General features: G+C 38.2%; 16 protein-coding genes and 1 tRNA gene. 8 read left to right on the top strand and 9 right to left on the bottom strand.

Features of this window, described 5'->3' with window-relative positions; genetic code table 11:
- Positions 1-88 precede the first annotated feature (88 nt).
- Complete coding sequence (locus ACO4R2_RS07530) at positions 89-1762, bottom strand: AMP-binding protein (protein WP_311490489.1); 1674 nt, start codon at positions 1760-1762, stop codon at positions 89-91.
- A 316-nt stretch (positions 1763-2078) separates the two neighbouring features.
- Here ACO4R2_RS07530 and ACO4R2_RS07525 point away from each other — a divergent pair, with 316 nt between their 5' ends.
- From ACO4R2_RS07525 to ACO4R2_RS07490, 8 genes are all read left to right on the top strand, one after another.
- Complete coding sequence (locus ACO4R2_RS07525; protein WP_484769767.1) at positions 2079-3002, top strand: glucosaminidase domain-containing protein; 924 nt, start codon at positions 2079-2081, stop codon at positions 3000-3002.
- A gap of 182 nt (positions 3003-3184) precedes the next feature.
- The gene (locus ACO4R2_RS07520) at positions 3185-4138 is read left to right on the top strand and encodes a hypothetical protein (RefSeq protein ID WP_484769766.1); all 954 of its coding nucleotides are present in this window, start codon (positions 3185-3187) and stop codon (positions 4136-4138) included.
- A 46-nt stretch (positions 4139-4184) separates the two neighbouring features.
- Positions 4185-5822: an OmpP1/FadL family transporter gene (locus tag ACO4R2_RS07515; protein WP_484769765.1), complete on the top strand. Its 1638-nt coding sequence runs from the start codon at positions 4185-4187 to the stop codon at positions 5820-5822.
- Between the two features lie 441 nt (positions 5823-6263).
- Complete coding sequence (locus tag ACO4R2_RS07510; protein WP_311490496.1) at positions 6264-6800, top strand: DUF1599 domain-containing protein; 537 nt, start codon at positions 6264-6266, stop codon at positions 6798-6800.
- Complete coding sequence (tpiA, locus tag ACO4R2_RS07505) at positions 6793-8715, top strand: triose-phosphate isomerase (RefSeq protein WP_484769764.1); 1923 nt, start codon at positions 6793-6795, stop codon at positions 8713-8715. The genes ACO4R2_RS07510 and tpiA overlap by 8 nt, the downstream gene beginning before the upstream one ends.
- Positions 8716-8835: 120 nt before the next feature.
- Positions 8836-9516: an SPOR domain-containing protein gene (locus tag ACO4R2_RS07500; protein WP_484769763.1), complete on the top strand. Its 681-nt coding sequence runs from the start codon at positions 8836-8838 to the stop codon at positions 9514-9516.
- 4 nt (positions 9517-9520) lie between these two features.
- Complete coding sequence (folE, locus tag ACO4R2_RS07495) at positions 9521-10093, top strand: GTP cyclohydrolase I FolE (RefSeq protein ID WP_484769762.1); 573 nt, start codon at positions 9521-9523, stop codon at positions 10091-10093.
- 56 nt (positions 10094-10149) lie between these two features.
- Positions 10150-10222: transfer RNA gene (locus ACO4R2_RS07490), tRNA-Gly, on the top strand.
- A 123-nt stretch (positions 10223-10345) separates the two neighbouring features.
- Here ACO4R2_RS07490 and ACO4R2_RS07485 read toward each other — a convergent pair.
- The 8 genes from ACO4R2_RS07485 to ACO4R2_RS07450 all read right to left on the bottom strand — a co-directional run bounded on the left by ACO4R2_RS07485 (position 10346) and on the right by ACO4R2_RS07450 (position 16800).
- On the bottom strand, positions 10346-10852 hold the full coding sequence (locus ACO4R2_RS07485; RefSeq protein WP_484769761.1) for a hypothetical protein: 507 nt from the start codon (positions 10850-10852) through the stop codon (positions 10346-10348).
- The gene (locus ACO4R2_RS07480) at positions 10839-11201 is read right to left on the bottom strand and encodes a hypothetical protein (RefSeq protein ID WP_484769760.1); all 363 of its coding nucleotides are present in this window, start codon (positions 11199-11201) and stop codon (positions 10839-10841) included. Before ACO4R2_RS07480 ends, ACO4R2_RS07485 begins: the two co-directional genes overlap by 14 nt.
- Before the next feature lie 52 nt (positions 11202-11253).
- A complete protein-coding gene (locus tag ACO4R2_RS07475; RefSeq protein ID WP_311491123.1) occupies positions 11254-11784 on the bottom strand; it encodes an RNA polymerase sigma factor in 531 nt (176 codons plus the stop codon).
- A 71-nt stretch (positions 11785-11855) separates the two neighbouring features.
- Positions 11856-12167, bottom strand: a complete 312-nt coding sequence (locus ACO4R2_RS07470; protein WP_484769759.1) for a T9SS type A sorting domain-containing protein — start codon at positions 12165-12167, stop codon at positions 11856-11858.
- Between the two features lie 64 nt (positions 12168-12231).
- The gene (locus tag ACO4R2_RS07465; protein WP_484769758.1) at positions 12232-13077 is read right to left on the bottom strand and encodes a glycoside hydrolase family 25 protein; all 846 of its coding nucleotides are present in this window, start codon (positions 13075-13077) and stop codon (positions 12232-12234) included.
- Between the two features lie 68 nt (positions 13078-13145).
- Entirely contained in the window at positions 13146-14798 is a 1653-nt protein-coding gene (locus ACO4R2_RS07460; protein ID WP_484769757.1) for a diphosphate--fructose-6-phosphate 1-phosphotransferase, read from the bottom strand.
- A gap of 74 nt (positions 14799-14872) precedes the next feature.
- Positions 14873-15319, bottom strand: coding sequence for a lipocalin-like domain-containing protein (locus tag ACO4R2_RS07455; protein ID WP_484769756.1), 447 nt, complete (start codon positions 15317-15319; stop codon positions 14873-14875).
- A complete protein-coding gene (locus tag ACO4R2_RS07450; protein WP_484769755.1) occupies positions 15319-16800 on the bottom strand; it encodes a capsule assembly Wzi family protein in 1482 nt (493 codons plus the stop codon). The genes ACO4R2_RS07455 and ACO4R2_RS07450 overlap by 1 nt, the downstream gene beginning before the upstream one ends.
- Between the last annotated feature and the right edge of the window lie 36 nt (positions 16801-16836).

The following is a 16836-nucleotide window of genomic DNA, read 5'->3' as shown; positions in this document are numbered from 1 at the left end:
CGAAGTTAAAGAAAAATCCCCGTCTTCAGAAAGAAAACAGGGATAATAACTTTATAAATTACAGGTATTTGTTTTTCGAAAGAGGTTTTTAAATCTCTGCATCAGCATAGAGGAAGCGTTTGATACTACGCTTGGGCGTTTTCTCAAATTCTTCTTGGAATATTTTGATGCCAGAAAGTTGTTCGTAATTATTTACTATAGAGTTTAGTTCTTTTCTATTTTGCTCCATTTGTGCTGCAAGCATCTCATCATCCAAACCATCTTTTTGTGCTTCTTCGAAATCTGGATAAACTAGACCATAGAGTTTCTCTCCTTTTTGAATTACGATGGATTCGCTCACATAAGGTAGTGTATTTAGTTTGTCCTCAATCTCTTCGGGATAGATATTCTGTCCGCTGGAGCCAAGTAGCATGTTTTTAGAGCGCCCGCGGATGTATAGAAAGCCATCTGCATCAAGTATACCTAAATCCCCTGTATGAAACCAGCCATCACTGTCGATGACTGCTGCTGTAGCTTCTGGATTCTTATAATATCCGAGCATTACGTTAGCACCGCGTACCATGATTTCTCCAACAATATTTTCAGGATCAGGGCTGTCTATTTTTACTTCCATATGCGGGACAATACGGCCGCAAGAACCTAGCGGTAATTCTTTCCAATCTGCATATGAAATAATAGGAGCACATTCTGTTGCACCATATCCCACAGTGTAGTTAAAACCTATCTTGTGAAGTAATTGTTCTATTTCGCTGTTAAAGGCAGCTCCACCAATGATGATTTCATAGAAGTTTCCACCGAATGCATTATATAGTTTTTCGCGGATTCTTTGACAAATCTTATCGCTAATAACCGGCAAGCGGAGCAATAGTTTCATGCTGGGGGTTTGCAGTTGTGGAAGTACTGCTTTGCGAATAATCTTTTCGATAATCAGCGGAACACTTATGATTAAATCTGGCTTTACTTCTGCAAAGGCCTGGAATATGATTTTTGGGGATGGTAGGCGTGTAAGGAAATATATATGTGTACCACTCAAAACTTCATATAGAAACTCAAAGGACATACCGTACATGTGTGCCATAGGTAGGATACTAATGATTTTTGATCCTGGCTTAATGATGTGTCCTAATGCTTTTTCTGCAAAGTCCATATTAGACCAGAGTGCACGATATGGGATTAATACCCCCTTTGAATTGCTAGTAGTTCCACTGGTATAATTCAATATAGCAAGACGATTGGGATCATCTGCAGCCTTATATTTGACGTGTTCTGCACGGAAGTATTTGGGGTATTTTTCACCAAACTTCTTATTGAGCGTTTCACGTGCTTCTGTTAGTGATTCGCTGCGACTTATTAGAAGACTATAGTCTGGGATGTTGATGATTCCTTCTAGTTTAGGCATCTCGTCAGCCTTTATCGTAGGCCATACTTGATCGCCAACAAAAAGTAATTTGGCATCAGAGTGATTAACAATGTCGTGAACCTGAGGTGCCTTAAATTCGTGAAGGATGGGGACTGCAACTGCTCCGTATGTTAGGATTGCTAAAAAAGCACTTGCCCACGCCGAACTATTACGCCCACATAGAGCTATGTTGTCACCAGGCTTAATACCTGCATTTTCAAAGAGTATGTGGAGTTTCTCAATCTTTCTTGCAACATCGTGAAATTGTAATGTGCTGCCCTGGTAGTCGGTGAAAGCATTTCGATCCCAGTTTTCTTTAATGCTTTTCTCAATAAGCCCAACAAAGTCTTGATATTCAATCATAATTGTTTTGTAGAATTAAAACTATTTTTGCTCATTAAAGTTGTTTCTGTGCAAAAGTAGCGCTTTTTCTTTATTTACCACTAAAAATGAATTATATTCTTTTGTTCGTATCTTTTAGTTTATTAGTTGAAGAGTATAAAACTTTTAGGACTTCTGTGTGAATATATTTTGATTTAACAGACTCCCTTAGTTTTTATGAGATAAAAACTTGATAAAATTTTTAATTTATATAAAAAAAGAATGGAAGAGTAAAGGAATAAAGAAATAATCAATAGAAAAATTTGTTTTGTATACTGCATCTTGTAATTTTGCATCTATGAGAAAGATTATACTCTTATTATTGCTATGCCTAGGTTCTTGTTACGCGAAAGCGCAAAATGAGGCTTATAAGCAGTACATCAACACCTATAAGGGAATGGCTATTGAGCAGATGCGGCGTTATGGTATTCCTGCTAGTATAACTCTTGCCCAAGGTTTATTGGAAAGTGGGGCCGGGACAAGTTTCCTCGCTATAACTGCTAACAATCATTTTGGTATCAAGACAGGTGGAACTTGGGACGGAGCGTTTGTCTTTAAAGATGATGACAAAAGAGGGGAACGTTTTAGGAAATATGAGAATCCTCAACAGAGTTACGAGGATCATTCTTTGTTTTTAACAACACGGAGTAGATATGCGTCTCTTTTTCAGCTTGATAAACTTGATTATCAAGGTTGGGCAAGAGGCTTGAAGGCTGCAGGATATGCTACAAACCCAAAGTATGCAGACAAGTTGATAAGTTTGATTGATTTATACGATTTAACGCAATATGATCGTATATCCTTTTCCAAGCCATTCGTGGTAGTTGCAAACGAATTTCCTCGTATATCCCAAACAGCAGTAAGTGCGAATTCAATACAGATGGTTGTCCGTCAATGTAATGGACTTCGTTATGTTGTGGCCAATGCTGGTGACAAACTAGAAATCATATCTCGTCAAACTGGTGTATCAGAGCATCGCCTTAAAAAGTTTAATGAATTGCCAGAACACTATGTATTGAAAGCTGGCGATATAATTTTTCTCGATAAAAAAGGTAAACGTGCCGCAAGCGTATACAAAGATCGTCAGCACAAAGTGCAAGTTGGTGAAAGTCTTTATTCAATAGCTCAACGTTATGGTATTCAGCTTAAGTATCTCTATAAAATGAATAATTTTCCTTATTCTTATCAAGCAAGGGTGGGAGATGAAATTCGTGTGTATTAAAAGGTGTATCATTTGTTGAAGATTCTTACAATTAAAGTTTTCTTGAAATTTCAGTTTGTATAGATTTGGAGGATTTAATAAAGAAATTGTGAATAAAAGATAATTTAACAAGACGGAGTGTAACTTTTATGCGCCTCTTACGTCTCCTTTAAAATAAGAAAAGAATAAATTATAACAAAATTATGAAGAAGTCGTTTTTATTTTTGTCATTTGTCTGCATGGGCGTTATGGGCGGCTATGCGCAAGACGATGTCTACTTTGTTCCTAACGGGCAAGAGACAAAAGAGAATGTGTCAAACTCTTCTTATCAAAGAATAGAGAACGACAATAATTCTACTTGGTATGAAGGCCGTAGTAGTAAGCGTAGTGTGGACGAATATAATCGTCGCGATTCAAAAACTAAATCTTCTAGTTCAGCTTATTATGATAATGAAGATTACAGTCCAGATGGTGAGTGTACAGCACGTATTGTTCGTTTCCATTCACCACGTATGGTGGTAGTAGCAAGTCCTTACTATTGGGATTTCTATGATACCTATTTATACGATCCTTGGCTATCTTCTTCTTGGTATTGGAATTCGCGATGGGGATGGAGCGATCGTTATGGTTGGTATGATCCGTGGTATTCTTGGACTTGGGGTGGTTACTATAATCCTTATAACCCGTATTGGAGTTGGAGTAATTCCTACTGGGGATGGGGCAATCCTTATTGGAACTACTACACTTGGAATTATGGTCCACGAGGTTGGCGCGACACAAATCGCGGAGGCTGGGGAGGCCGTCGAGATTTTGATGCCCGTAATACATCTGCTTCTGTGAGTGGGTCACGTGGCGGTTTTGCTGGCCGTCGGACAGGTTTCGAGGGAACTACAATGAGCAACAATCGTAGTTTTGGAAATCGTCCTAATGCTTCTTCGAATAATCGCTCCTTTGGAAACCGTTCTTTCGAAAGTCAGCAGCAACCACAGCGTCAGTCTGTACCACGTATGGAAACGTTTCCCAATCGAAGTTTCGGACAACCAGCTGGTGGCTCCTTTGGTGGCGGTCGTAGTTTTGGAAATAGCACTGGTGGTTTCTCTACAGGCGGTGGAGGCAGCGTAGGAGGTAGTGGCGGAGGCCGTACTTTTGGTCGCTAATGAGTTTAGACAAAATATTGCTTAGTTTACTAAAAAAAGATTCTTAATGATGAAAAGGACATATTTGCTTTTAGGAGCGCTAGTTTTTGCGCTTCCGCTGAGCGCACAGGATATCTATAAGGTTGAAAGCTTCTCTAGTGAGGACCTCAATGGGACGGCACGTTATGTTGGTATGGGGGGTGCTATGAATGCTTTGGGGGCAGACATTTCTACTATGAGTATGAACCCAGCAGGTATAGGTCTCTATCGTCGAAGCGACTTTTCTATGACAGGAAGTTTCTTGATGGAAAAAGGTGCGAAGCGTTTCAATGATATAGGTAGAAACCGGGCAAGTTTCGACCAAATAGGTTTTGTTTGGTCCACTCCAACTCGAGGCAATAGTTTGAAGTTTATGAACTTTGGCTTTAACTATCGTAAGAGCAAGAATCTAAAAAATTATATTGGAATTGAGAACGTTTCTACAAATGGTGCTTCACAGGCTATTAGTGCTGCAAATCTCGGATATATGTATGGTGGAGATTATTATACACAAAACTCCAACGGTTCTCTTTCTTTTAAAATGCCATTGACGGATGCAGCTTATAATTCCTATATGTTGGAGCCTACTTTCAAGACAGGTTCAACGACAGCTGTAGAGTCTTGGAACCCAACAAGCGCTAATGCATATAATTACCGTCGTGAGCAACATGGCGGTATTCATGAGTTTGATTTCAATCTAAGCTTTAATTTCAATAATAGCCTATATGCAGGTCTAACTATGGGCGTGTATGATGTAGATTGGAATAGTCATCTTTTCTACAAAGAAGGTATCGCTGACGGGACGGGTAAGATGCATGATTATTTCATGACCAATGATGAGGCAATCAATGGTAATGGTTTTGATTTGAAGCTGGGCGTTATTCTCCGCCCCATAAAGAAATCTCCGTTCCGCATAGGTTTAGCATTCTCTACTCCTACATGGTACAGTTTAACAGGGAACAATATCCTGTGGATGAATTCTCCATTTGTTGCACCCGGTAGCACGGAGAAAGAGACACAAGCAGGATACCGTACTGGAGACTTTGATTATAATATTCGCACCCCTTGGAAGTTGAATGTGAATGTGGCAACAACTGTAGCCAATCGTTTAGCTTTGGATGCAGAATACGAATATAAGCATTTGCCTGCCGCAAGTGTTCGCTTTGCCAGTTATACTCCAGATATTTACGGAGGTTCTTGGAGCAGTAGTTATCGTGATGCAGCCATCGATAACCAGATTGATACATGGCTACGTGGACAACACACGTTGCGCTTAGGTGTAGAAATGCGTTTAGATGCAAATTTTTCAGCTCGCGCAGGTTATAACTATGTCAGCAGTCCTTTCAAAGATGGAGCATTCTTGAATCTTTATCCAAATGCCGGTACTTCGTATAAAGATAGCAAGTCCTTGTTCAATGCTACGGGTACAGACTATGTAAATATAGGCGGCACAAATCGCTTTACTTTGGGACTTGGATATCATAATAAGAGTTTTTATGCAGATCTGGCTTATCAATATCAGCAACGCAGTACGACCGTGTATCCATTCCATGATACAAAGGAATACACGTCTGATGTGCAGATTGTCGCAGATCATAGTGTTCAAGGTCAGAAGTTAAAGAATATTCAAAATCGCTTAATGCTCACTATAGGATGGAAGTTCTAAACCTATAGGAAGAGACTGATCTGTTGAGCTTCTCTTCTTTTAAAGTAAGTAGGCAACTACGATTCTTTCACAGAATTGTAGTTGTCTTTCTTTTTTATTTTTTTCTGTGAGGGTGTGATGGAGATAGTTTGTAATATTTTGTAAAATCGTTGAATAAGACGCTATAAAATATCTTTATTGTATTTTATAATATCCTTATTGCGGTGATGGATACAATAAGGATATTCGTTGACATCCTTATTGTATTTTTAGTTTTTCTATAGCTACCTTTAAATACGTCTTTGGGATAAATAGTATCAGTTTGCAGAAACAAAAATATCCAAGTGCGAGAACCTCTCTCCTAGAGATTACAAAGCTTTGAAGTGGATGCAGTTTGCTGTTATGCTTGCAAAGTACTATCTTTGCAGTATTGAAAATTTCTAGTTTTATACTTGATGTTTTATGACTACAGAAGAGGAGTTTCAAAAGGTCTTAACAATATGTCGTGACTTATTTATAAAGAAGATGCACGACTATGGAGTGGCTTGGCGAATTTTACGTCCAATGTCACTGACAGATCAAATATATATCAAGGCCAATCGCATCCGCACTTTGGAGACAAAGGGGGAGGCTTTGGTTGATGAAGGAATCGTCCCGGAATTCATTGGTATCGTAAATTATGCTGCTATGGGACTTATTCAATTAGAAAAAGGCGCATCTTCAGGAAATGATATTTCCACTGAAGAGGCATTAGCCCTTTACGATAGAATGACCGCGAGCGCAATGGAGCTTATGCTAAAGAAAAATCACGACTATGATGAAGTGTGGCGTGCTATGCGTGTAAGTTCATATACAGATTTGATTCTGATGAAGATTTCTAGAACAAAACAAATTGAAGACTTGCAGGGAAAAACGTTGGTATCTGAAGGGATCGCCGCTAATTATCGAGATATGATGAATTATGCAGTTTTTGCACTAATCAAATTAACACTTGAGTAAGCCTCTCAACATATTGCTCTTTTGGCTGACAAGAATAAGTGTGTTGCTCTTGTCGGTTGTATTTATATTTTCTGGCTTTGTCAAAGCAGTTGATCCTGTTGGCATGGTCATAAAGTTGAATGCCTATTTTCAGCATTGGGGCTTTCACATTGCAGATAATAATATCTGGCTTCAGATGTTTGTAGGAGCAATGGCTGCAATTGAATTGCTGTTGGGCGTGAATTTGTTGTTGGGGATACGTCGTAAACTTACAACTATTTTTATTGCTATTTTTATGCTTGTTATGACAGGCATAACACTATATGTTTTTCTGTACAATCCTGTCCCAGATTGTGGTTGCTTTGGTTCAGCCTTGAAGCTTTCTAACTCGGAGACTTTGTTGAAGAATGTGGTGTTGCTAGCTGCTTCTGTATTCTTGTCTGCGCGTCCTCAATATATTCTTAGATTGATTTCAGAAAGGAATCAATGGATTACAGCAGTATGTTCTTTGGTCTATGTGGTGAGTGTTACTGTCTATTCTTTTCGCCACTTACCCGTGATAAGTTTCACGCCATACAATGTTGGGACAAACATCAAGTCGGCTTATGAAGGGAATGTGCCAGATCAAGCAGCAATGGAATTGGCCAATATATATATATATACAGCCAAGGGAGAAGATGTGACATACGAGCTACTTTCAGATACTTCCTTTACTTTTCTTCTTACTTTACCAGAGGAGAAAGAGGCTGATGATGGAAATAATGATCGAATCAATGACTTGTATGATTATTGTGTTGACAAGCATTATAAATTGATAGGTGTGGCCTCCCAGGCTTCAGGTAGTTTTTCTGATTGGATTGATCGCTCGGGTGCTGCATATCCGATGTTTTTTGGAGAACCTTCACAGCTGAAAGCAATGGTGCGTTCCAATCCTGGTTTGCTCTTGCTAAAGAATGGAGTCATAATAGGAAAATGGAGTCAAAATGATCTTCCAAGTGTTGATGAACAAACTCAAATTTCTGAGATTGTGAAGAGCGGGAACCCCACTAAGAGTGGGTTAGTTTTATTACTCTGGTGGCTCATTCCTGTATTATTAGCTATCCTTGCTGATCGTATATGGATTGGAAGTAAATTCTATAAACATTATATTTTCAAAAAAAAATTAAAACTAACAATTATGCGAAAGAAAATTGTAGCAGGCAACTGGAAAATGAATAAGAACCTGCAAGAAGGTATTGCTCTGGCAAAGGAACTTAATGAGAAACTTACAGCTGACGCTCCAAAATGTGATGTTGTCATCTGCACGCCATTTATCCATTTGGCTTCTGTTGCTAGTATCCTAAATCCTGAACTAATTGGTCTTGGTGCTGAAAATTGCGCTGATAAAGAAAAGGGAGCTTATACCGGTGAAGTTTCTGCCGAAATGGTGAAGAGTACTGGCGCTCAATATGTAATACTTGGTCACAGTGAGCGTCGTGCTTATTATGCTGAGACTCCTGAAATACTTCGTGAAAAAGTAAATCTTGCCTTGGCAAATGGTCTAGAAGTGATTTTTTGCATCGGTGAGGTTCTAGAAGATCGTGAAGCTAACCGCCAGAATGATGTTGTTAAGGCTCAGTTAGAAGGTTCATTATTTAATTTGACTGTGGAACAGTTCTCTCACATTATTCTTGCATACGAACCCGTTTGGGCTATTGGTACTGGCAAAACGGCTACTTCTGAGCAAGCAGAGGAAATGCACGCATTTATCCGTCAGACTATCGCTGAAAAGTTTGGTGCTGAAGCAGCAGAGAATGTTTCTATTCTTTATGGTGGAAGTTGCAAGCCCAGCAATGCTAAGGAACTCTTCTCTAAGCCAGATGTTGACGGTGGCCTCATTGGTGGCGCTGCCCTCCAAGCAGACGACTTCAAAGGTATCATCGATGCTTGGAAATAAATCTGTTTGAACCTTAGAGGGCAAGAACATTTCTTGTTAAGAGAAAAAATAAAAGGGTAGGCAAGTGTTGTTTTTCATCTAGAGACACACTTGTCTACATTCTCTCAATAAATGACTTTTATGCTAAAAACCTACCTGTTTTTTATAATCTTGCTTCTTCCTTTCTCTGTGAATGGGCAAACTTTTACAGAGCACCTTAAACAGCAACGTTCTGGACATGGTAAGATTGTCGTTGTGCAAGATTCTATTTTGGAGAGAATCGTAAATAATAAGTCTACTTCTATTCCTGTAATCAGGACACACCCTGTGAAGCAAGAGCAAACACCTCAAAAGAAGTCTGAAGCCACTCCAAAGAAAGTTGATTCTGTACCTGGAAAAAGAGACGATGTTTCAACTTCTGCAGAAGGAAAGAATACAAAGAAAGCAACTGAATCTCGTGCTCGTACGATACAAGAAGCGCATCTAAAAGTTGAGAAACAGAAAACATCGCGTGAGCAAGCTGTAGAGAATGTCAGTTATATGGCTCGTGTTCGTTACAAGGCGGAGGGTTTTAGAATACAGGTTTATACTGGAGGAAATTCTCGTGCAGATAAAGGGAAAGCTCAACAGTTACAACAGCGCTGTCGCCAAGAGTTTCCTGAACTTTCTGCTTATGTCCATTTTGTTTCCCCTCATTGGGTTTGTCGTGTGGGAGATTTTAAGGATAGAGAAGAAGCTCAACGCTATGCCAATCAGATACGAAGAAAGAGATTAAGTTACGAAGCACGAATAGTGAAATCATCAGTATTGCTAGCAAGATAGAATAATGACACAAGAAGAAAAGATAGAACGCCTTAAGGCATTGAATGAAGAGATTTTGACACTTTTGGGGGAGAATCCTCAGCGAGAAGGGTTATTAAAAACTCCAGAGCGTGTAGCTAAAGCACAACTGACTTTAACTCGTGGTTATGAAATGGACGCTGGTGCTGTGCTCAATTCTGCCAAGTTTCAAGAGTCTTACCAGCATATGGTTATAGTGAAAGACATCAATTTCTATAGCCTCTGTGAGCACCACATGTTGCCTTTCTATGGGAAGGCTCACATTGCCTATATACCAAATGGTTATATAACAGGATTATCCAAATTAGCGCGAGTAGTAGATATTTATTCTCACCGTTTGCAGGTTCAGGAACGTATGACTCAGCAGATTATGGAGTGTATTCAGGCAGCTTTGAGTCCGTTAGGTGTGATGGTGGTTATAGAAGCAAAGCACATGTGTATGCAAATGCGCGGTGTGGAGAAAGATAATAGTATGACTGTAACTTCTGCCTTTTCTGGTGCTTTTAATCAAGCAAAGACTCGTGAGGAGTTTCTTAATTTGCTTCATAACTCTAAATAAAAAGAGTGAGGTCTTGGCAATCGCAAAAAAATATGTTACTTTTGCATTGCTAAAACGCGGTAATAGCTCAGTTGGTAGAGCGTTGGCTTCCCAAGCCGAAGGTCGCGGGTTCGAGCCCCGTTTACCGCTCATTTTTAGTTTTTACTTTGGGATTTGTAAGTTTTTGGATTTTACAAAACTTTTAAAAAGAACTAGCCTCTTGGCGTATATAGACGTTAAGGGGCTAGTTCTTTTTGATTATAGATATATTTATTATTCTTTTGGTGCAGCCATTTTTCGGAAAATATGTTTACTAAAGCGATGTTCAGCTTCCATAATGCGGAGTACTTTTTGTTCGCAGATGGCTTTTGATATTCTCTCGTAATAAGTTATTTCTAAATTATTTGATTGTTTTTGAAGTCTAATGACTTCTTTGAGTATGATTGCAGCATCTTTTTCAGAGAGATTTGGCAGATTGCCTCTTTTGCAAGCGCGATATATCATTCCTTGTATGTTGCGCTGTTGCGCCTTCATCTGATGGAAAAGTGGAAGCACTATTTGAGCTTCTTGTGGAGTGAGTGCAGCTTCTTTAGTGATATAGTCCTCAAACTTTTTCTTGAAAACTGCTGGGTTAAAGTCTTTATGGTGTCCTGCTTCTTTCGTTTGAATAGCATCTTCTATAGGAAAATGGTTTGGAGTTTGACAGTAGGCACTAATAGATATGCTAGCAGAGAGTAGTATTGAAGAGAAAAATGCGATACTGTTTCTAATTATTTTCATAATCATAAATTTTCAAATCGTTTAACATCATGTAATCATAAGCCTTATCAACATTTGTTAGGCGATAATCATTATATTCAGTTGTAATGCCTTTTCCTGATGTTAGTTCATTTCTGCTAAATTTGATACTAGAAATGTGCGTAATACTAAAGAATATAGAGAGACAAGCTGCAGCACAGCTTGCGTAGTTTAAGAATGTTTTCTTCTTGGAGATCTTGTTGAAAACAATCTGTGAAGGCTCTTGATTCGTGCATTCGATAAGTTGTGCTATTCGAGTATTGAAATTTTCAAAGTAATGATCTGGAATCAGAAATGGATTTTTTCTATATTGTCGAGGTATATTAGCCATAATTATTGTATTTGTGTTTATGATAAATTTAGATTAAAATGGTTTAATACTGCTACTCAAGATTTTTTAAAAATGTTTGTATTTTCTGTACCGCAATATGATAGGATGCCTTAAGAGCTCCTACACTGGTATTTAATATGAAACTCATTTCTTCATATTTCATTTCTTCAAAATATTTCATATTGAAGATAATACGCTGTTTCTCTGGTAAGAGCGAAATCGCTTTTTGAAGTTGAGCTTCTGTTTCGTCACCATCAAAATAGGGATCACTTATCAAGTTGTTGACAATATCATTTCCTCCACTAGAAAGTGAAATGTTCTCTCTTTGGCGAGCAAGAAAACTAAGTGATTCATTTACTGCTATTCGAAAAAGCCATGTGGATATTTTTGAATCTCCACGAAAAGAATCTAATCCTATCCAAGCTTTCATGAAAGTGTTTTGTAGAATATCATCTGCATCTTCATGATAGAGTACATAGTGCCGGATGTGTTGGTAGAGAGGTCTAGAGTATTGGCAAACAACTTCTTGAAAAGTAGCCTGCCGAGTTTCTGGTGACTTAAGTCTTTCGATGATGGTGTCCAAATGACTAGTAAAATAAAAAGAGAACCTGCTTGGCAGGTTCTCGAGTTCTAATTAGAACAAAGAATCTATGTTTACAAAATAGAGATCTTTCTACTGATCTTACCTATCTTGACTATATAGCAGCCTCGGTTAAGATTTAGATTAAATGTCTTATCGTTGGAATCAATTTTAAAGGTTGTCACCTTTATTCCTGTGATATTGAAAATCTCCATCGTTAATCCTGCACCGTTTAAAACTCTAAGATTTGTTCCATTGAGGGTTATGGAAGGATCTGTATTCTCCATGAATGTCTCTATTGTACTTGCAAAGAAAAAGTTTGCATGTGCCATCTGAGGGATTATGAAAGAAAGAGAGAGTATTATTACGAGTAGTTTTCTATTCATACAGAGTCTATTTTTGGCAAAAGTAAAAACTTCTATTCTTATATGCAAATTTTTTGTATGAGAATTACTCTTCTATTGTTTCATCTCCTTGTATAGAGAATTGTTTTAGTTCATACATTGAACCATTATAGATATTAAAATCTACGTTCTCTTTTATGCCATCAAGCCTACCTAAGTCTGTATATTGCCAAAATTTCCATCTACCTTTATAGGTGAGTTTTTCTACATAGTAATGAGCAATCCAGTAAGGATATTTGTTGAACTCAGGCGTATTGAGATATTGTTCCTTGAACTTATAGTTAGTATAGATAATAGGTTTTGTCTTATATTTCTCTTCAACAATGTCAAGCCAAGTTTTGGCAGCTTTTCTGACCTCTTCTGTGCTGAGATTTCCTACTGTTTCTATATCTAAAACGGGTGGGAGATCCCCTTCTTCTAAATGTACTTGTTTTAAAAAATATTCAGCTTGCTGCTTAGCAGATATTCCAGGAGAGAAAAAGTGATAGGCACCTCTTAAAAAGCCATATTCACGTGCTTGGTAAAAATTATCATTGAAATTCTCATCAAGTAGACTTATTCCTTCAGTTGCTTTAATAAATATGAAATCTACTGTTTCGTCATTGACGGTTGCTTTGCTTAACTTTTCCCAATTTATCTTTCCTTGATGATGCGAAATGTCTATACCTCTAATAGAATAACCTTCAGGACTATTTATATTACCGTACAGAGCTTTCCATTTGAGAGTGAAAGGTGAGACAGCAAAATTATAGAAGAGATACCCATATATAAGAAGTATTCCTAGGCAACCAATGCTTAAGAATTTTTTTCCTCTCTTGTTAATCTGCAGTATTGTCCACCAACTTTTCTTTTTAGTGTGACGACTCCTCTTATTTTTTGCTTTTTTAGGCATTAAATGAAAAGAAAGAGGCGAGGCTCGTTAAGACAGCCTCGTCTCTTTAAAGCTAGATGTTTATTATATTATTTACTCTGTTCGAGTGCTAAAGTCTTAGTACAAGGGTCGCAAACTTCCGTAGGCCCCCAATACTGGATAGGGCCAGGATATAAATAACGAGTATTTACTGCCCAGTCGTCACGATTCTCAGCAAAAGTCTTGAAAGGTGCACCATCAAGGCGAACGAGAGCCTTGCGAATAACTGGCTTCATCTTACCATTACGGCGTTCCATGTTCATCATCATTGTGATGGGTACACCACCTGCAATCCATTCTGCAGCTGGAGCCGTAGTATTCTTGACAATTGCCATATATCCAGTCTTACCATTAGCGACAAGCTGTGCGGCACTAGTGCCTAATGCATAACAGTAGTCTGCATCATAGTTGGAGGGTGCGGCGCAACGACCTTCATAGCCAAAGAAATGGTGTTGTGCTGCAAACTTACCAACATATTTACTTTCAGCTTTCCACGTTGCAAGTTTTTTACCAACCATTTCGCTTAATAACTTTTCTGTTTCGATGAGAGATACTTGAACATTTCCATGCGGATCGCGTTCCAAAGCTAACTGCATTGCGACTGCTTCAGGAAGCTCTTCAAGAGTTTTGAGATTCTCAGCAGAAATATTTTTCTTAACCCAAGCAAAAGTATCTTCATTGTTCAAGCTTGCTGTTTCAGTTTGTGCTTGTTCTGTAGAGAGTAGGTCGTTGAGTTCAGCGATAAGTCGCTTGATAGCAGGTACGAATTCGATAAGACCTTCAGGAATCAGAACTGTGCCAAAGTTATTGCCATCAGCAGCACGTTTTGCTACGATATCAGCAATGTAAGATACAATATCATCTAAAGTTTGGTTTTTAGCTTCTACTTCTTCGCTTATAATTGTTATATTGGCATGAGTCTGAAGTGCGCACTCCAAAGCGATGTGACTTGCACTGCGTCCCATCAACTTTATGAAGTGCCAGTATTTGCGAGCTGAGTTAGCATCACGTTGAATATTACCGATCAGTTCACTGTACGTCTTGCAAGCTGTGTCAAAGCCGAAACTAGTTTCAATCTGTTCGTTCTTTAAGTCACCATCGATAGTCTTAGGACAACCTATAACAGAAACACCTGTGTTCTTTGCTGCATAGTATTCAGCCAGCATACAAGCATTTGTGTTTGAATCATCACCACCGATAATAACAACTGCTTTAATTCCAAGTTCGTTGATGATTTTCAGACCGCTTTCAAATTGATCTTCAGTCTCTAACTTAGTACGGCCAGAGCCAATCATGTCAAAACCACCTGTATTGCGATATTTTTCTACAACTTCGCTAGTAATTTCAATATACTTATGGTCTACTAAGCCACCAGGCCCCATTAAAAATCCATAAAGTTTGTTATTGGAATTTTGCTTTTTCAATTCATCAAATAGGCCACAAATTACATTGTGTCCACCAGGTGCCTGGCCTCCTGAAAGTATAACTCCGATATTTATCGGAGCGTATTCTTTCTTTGTCTTTGTCGGAACAAACTCCACAAGAGGCATACCGTAAGTATTGGGGAAGAGTTTCTGAATTTCTTCTTGATTGTCAACACTCTGGGTTGACGCACCTTCTTTGATTTCTACATTGCTGCGCAGACCTTGAGGAAGCTTAGGCTGATAAGCAGCTCTAGCTTTTTGTAAAGCACTAATATTCATTTTTATTTGTTTATGTGTAAGTTTCTTTCAACTGATGCAAAGTTAATATAACGGCTAAGAACTGCCAAACATTCTTATTCTAGTTTTCTGAAAAGAAGTTTCTTGTTACCATTTTCTAACAGCATATTTTTTTTGTTTAATGTTATAACTTTGAAACCTTCTTGCGATCCAGTGATACCTGCTTCTTCAAAAATTGTTGTTGGAGTTACAATAAGAGAATCCCGATTTCGGAAGTTTAAGTAGATATTAAAAATGAATAGTGAATCGTTCTTATATAAAAATCTTGTATTGGCTATATTTGATGCACCATCAAAGAGTCCTCTCATATAGGTGATTTGACAGAGTTTCAATTGAAAACTCCAAAATATGCCAGAGTCTTCTTGATTCTTCTTTTGCGAGTTTTTTATAATTGTTTTAAGTTGCCACTTTCCGTCCAATTTTCCATTCATGGGAAGTTTGTCACAACTCCCAACTATCATCAATCCCGCTAGTATGATTATTATATAAATGATTTTTTTCATTAGAAAGTCTTTGATAATTTAAGTTGAAATCCTCTGTTGTTGCCAATTTGTGTTCCCGAATCTAAGCCTATAGCTGCTGTTAAGCAAAACTCTTTGAGTGGGTCTTTACCAAATTTATAAGAGCTTTCCAGTAAAAAACTATTAAGGTTCTTACTACCGTGCAAGTAAGGTACATTATATGTTCCCCAATTCTTTTCATGAGTGTATAGGAAACGGAGGTGTAGCTTATTGATAGGATTACTAGTTATTCCTAAGTGGTGAGCGCGAAATCTATTTCCAGAGAAGAATAGTTCGTTATTATCATTATATAACGGAGATGTGAAAAGAGGATTACCAATAGCTTGGCCAAAATATTGCCAGCCTTGATAAATCACATGATTGTAATAGTTGTCAATGCCACTTATTTGGTCAGGAATTGATGTTGTATGATCATGATATATTGGTCCTGATTGGTAGTCTGTCTTTATATATTCATATACTATTTTGCTAATGATTCTATTTTTAGGTAATCCCACTTCAATCCCCACTAGATAATCCTTCCATCCATATTGAAAGAAAAGTTGAGAATGATCTTCAAAGAAATGATCCATGTAGCCGCGTATATACCAAGATGGTGTTTGATAGCGGAGAGAAAAAAGAAGGCTTCCTAAGGTGTTTCCTTCAGCGTTGGCATATTGATCGTCTGTGGGGTCGCTTCCACCAGAGTAGATAGCTTTAAGGAAAGATTTCAGATTGTGTGACATTGTGAAATTATACCCTTTGATATTCATAGCATTCTTGATTTTTCCTCCAAAGATGGTAGCCATTTCTATACCTGTCTCGAAACTTAGCGGGAAATGCTGTTCATTACCTAGCTTTAAGTAGAGTGCTTTAGAGTGGAGTAGGGCTTCTAGTGCATAATGTCGATCTTTCTTTAAGTAATATTTTTGCCATGGTCCATCCATCATCATTCCATATCCAAAATGTCCTTTTATGGAGAGCCAAGGTAGAGTATGACTAAAAAGGATATAATCTGGGATTTCAACTCTTATTTGTGGTATGGGCCGTGAGTTTATACCAAAAGTCTGAGATCCAGAACTGAGTTCTTGGTCTTTTAATTCCATTGGACGTTCTCTGGTACCTATGGACAATCTAACTTTTTTCAGTTCTATGTCGATAAAAGCTTGTTGTATCCAACCACTCCATTTTCTTGTAAGTTGAGGTCCACCAATAAGGTCAAGTCCATATCCAATCCTCCAATTATAGCTAGAATCCGCCTCTGCTGGGCGAAAAACGGCAGTTCGAATCCATGCGTTATTATTTTGGATCCCGACCGTCCCGTTTTTATTGGCAGCAAGCCATAGTGGGGTTGCTCCATTATTTATTGTTGTTCCAACTTCAACTCTGAAGCGCGCATCATCAATGGCATCTGATAGCGCAGTTTGTGCTGATACCATTATTGGGATATACAGAGTTAGAAGTATCGTTTTGATTTTTCTCATGTATTGTTTAGGGTGATTGAGATAAAAAGGGTTGTT

This window comes from Alloprevotella sp. (genome assembly GCF_057240785.1).
The sequence above is the reverse complement of the archived record's forward strand: the minus strand, read 5'-3'. Positions and strand labels throughout refer to the sequence as shown.

Excerpts from the sequence above, each read along its gene's own strand:
- ACO4R2_RS07500 (WP_484769763.1), top strand. The coding sequence starts at position 8,836 with ATGCTAAAAACCTACCTGTTTTTTATAATCTTGCTTCTTCCTTTCTCT.
- ACO4R2_RS07530 (WP_311490489.1), bottom strand. The coding sequence starts at position 1,762 with ATGATTGAATATCAAGACTTTGTTGGGCTTATTGAGAAAAGCATTAAA.
- ACO4R2_RS07525 (WP_484769767.1), top strand. The coding sequence starts at position 2,079 with ATGAGAAAGATTATACTCTTATTATTGCTATGCCTAGGTTCTTGTTAC.
- ACO4R2_RS07470 (WP_484769759.1), bottom strand. The coding sequence starts at position 12,167 with ATGAATAGAAAACTACTCGTAATAATACTCTCTCTTTCTTTCATAATC.
- ACO4R2_RS07480 (WP_484769760.1), bottom strand. The coding sequence starts at position 11,201 with ATGGCTAATATACCTCGACAATATAGAAAAAATCCATTTCTGATTCCA.
- ACO4R2_RS07450 (WP_484769755.1), bottom strand. The coding sequence starts at position 16,800 with ATGAGAAAAATCAAAACGATACTTCTAACTCTGTATATCCCAATAATG.
- ACO4R2_RS07455 (WP_484769756.1), bottom strand. The coding sequence starts at position 15,319 with ATGAAAAAAATCATTTATATAATAATCATACTAGCGGGATTGATGATA.
- ACO4R2_RS07485 (WP_484769761.1), bottom strand. The coding sequence starts at position 10,852 with ATGAAAATAATTAGAAACAGTATCGCATTTTTCTCTTCAATACTACTC.
- ACO4R2_RS07465 (WP_484769758.1), bottom strand. The coding sequence starts at position 13,077 with ATGCCTAAAAAAGCAAAAAATAAGAGGAGTCGTCACACTAAAAAGAAA.
- folE (WP_484769762.1), top strand. The coding sequence starts at position 9,521 with ATGACACAAGAAGAAAAGATAGAACGCCTTAAGGCATTGAATGAAGAG.
- ACO4R2_RS07460 (WP_484769757.1), bottom strand. The coding sequence starts at position 14,798 with ATGAATATTAGTGCTTTACAAAAAGCTAGAGCTGCTTATCAGCCTAAG.
- ACO4R2_RS07520 (WP_484769766.1), top strand. The coding sequence starts at position 3,185 with ATGAAGAAGTCGTTTTTATTTTTGTCATTTGTCTGCATGGGCGTTATG.
- ACO4R2_RS07510 (WP_311490496.1), top strand. The coding sequence starts at position 6,264 with ATGACTACAGAAGAGGAGTTTCAAAAGGTCTTAACAATATGTCGTGAC.
- ACO4R2_RS07515 (WP_484769765.1), top strand. The coding sequence starts at position 4,185 with ATGATGAAAAGGACATATTTGCTTTTAGGAGCGCTAGTTTTTGCGCTT.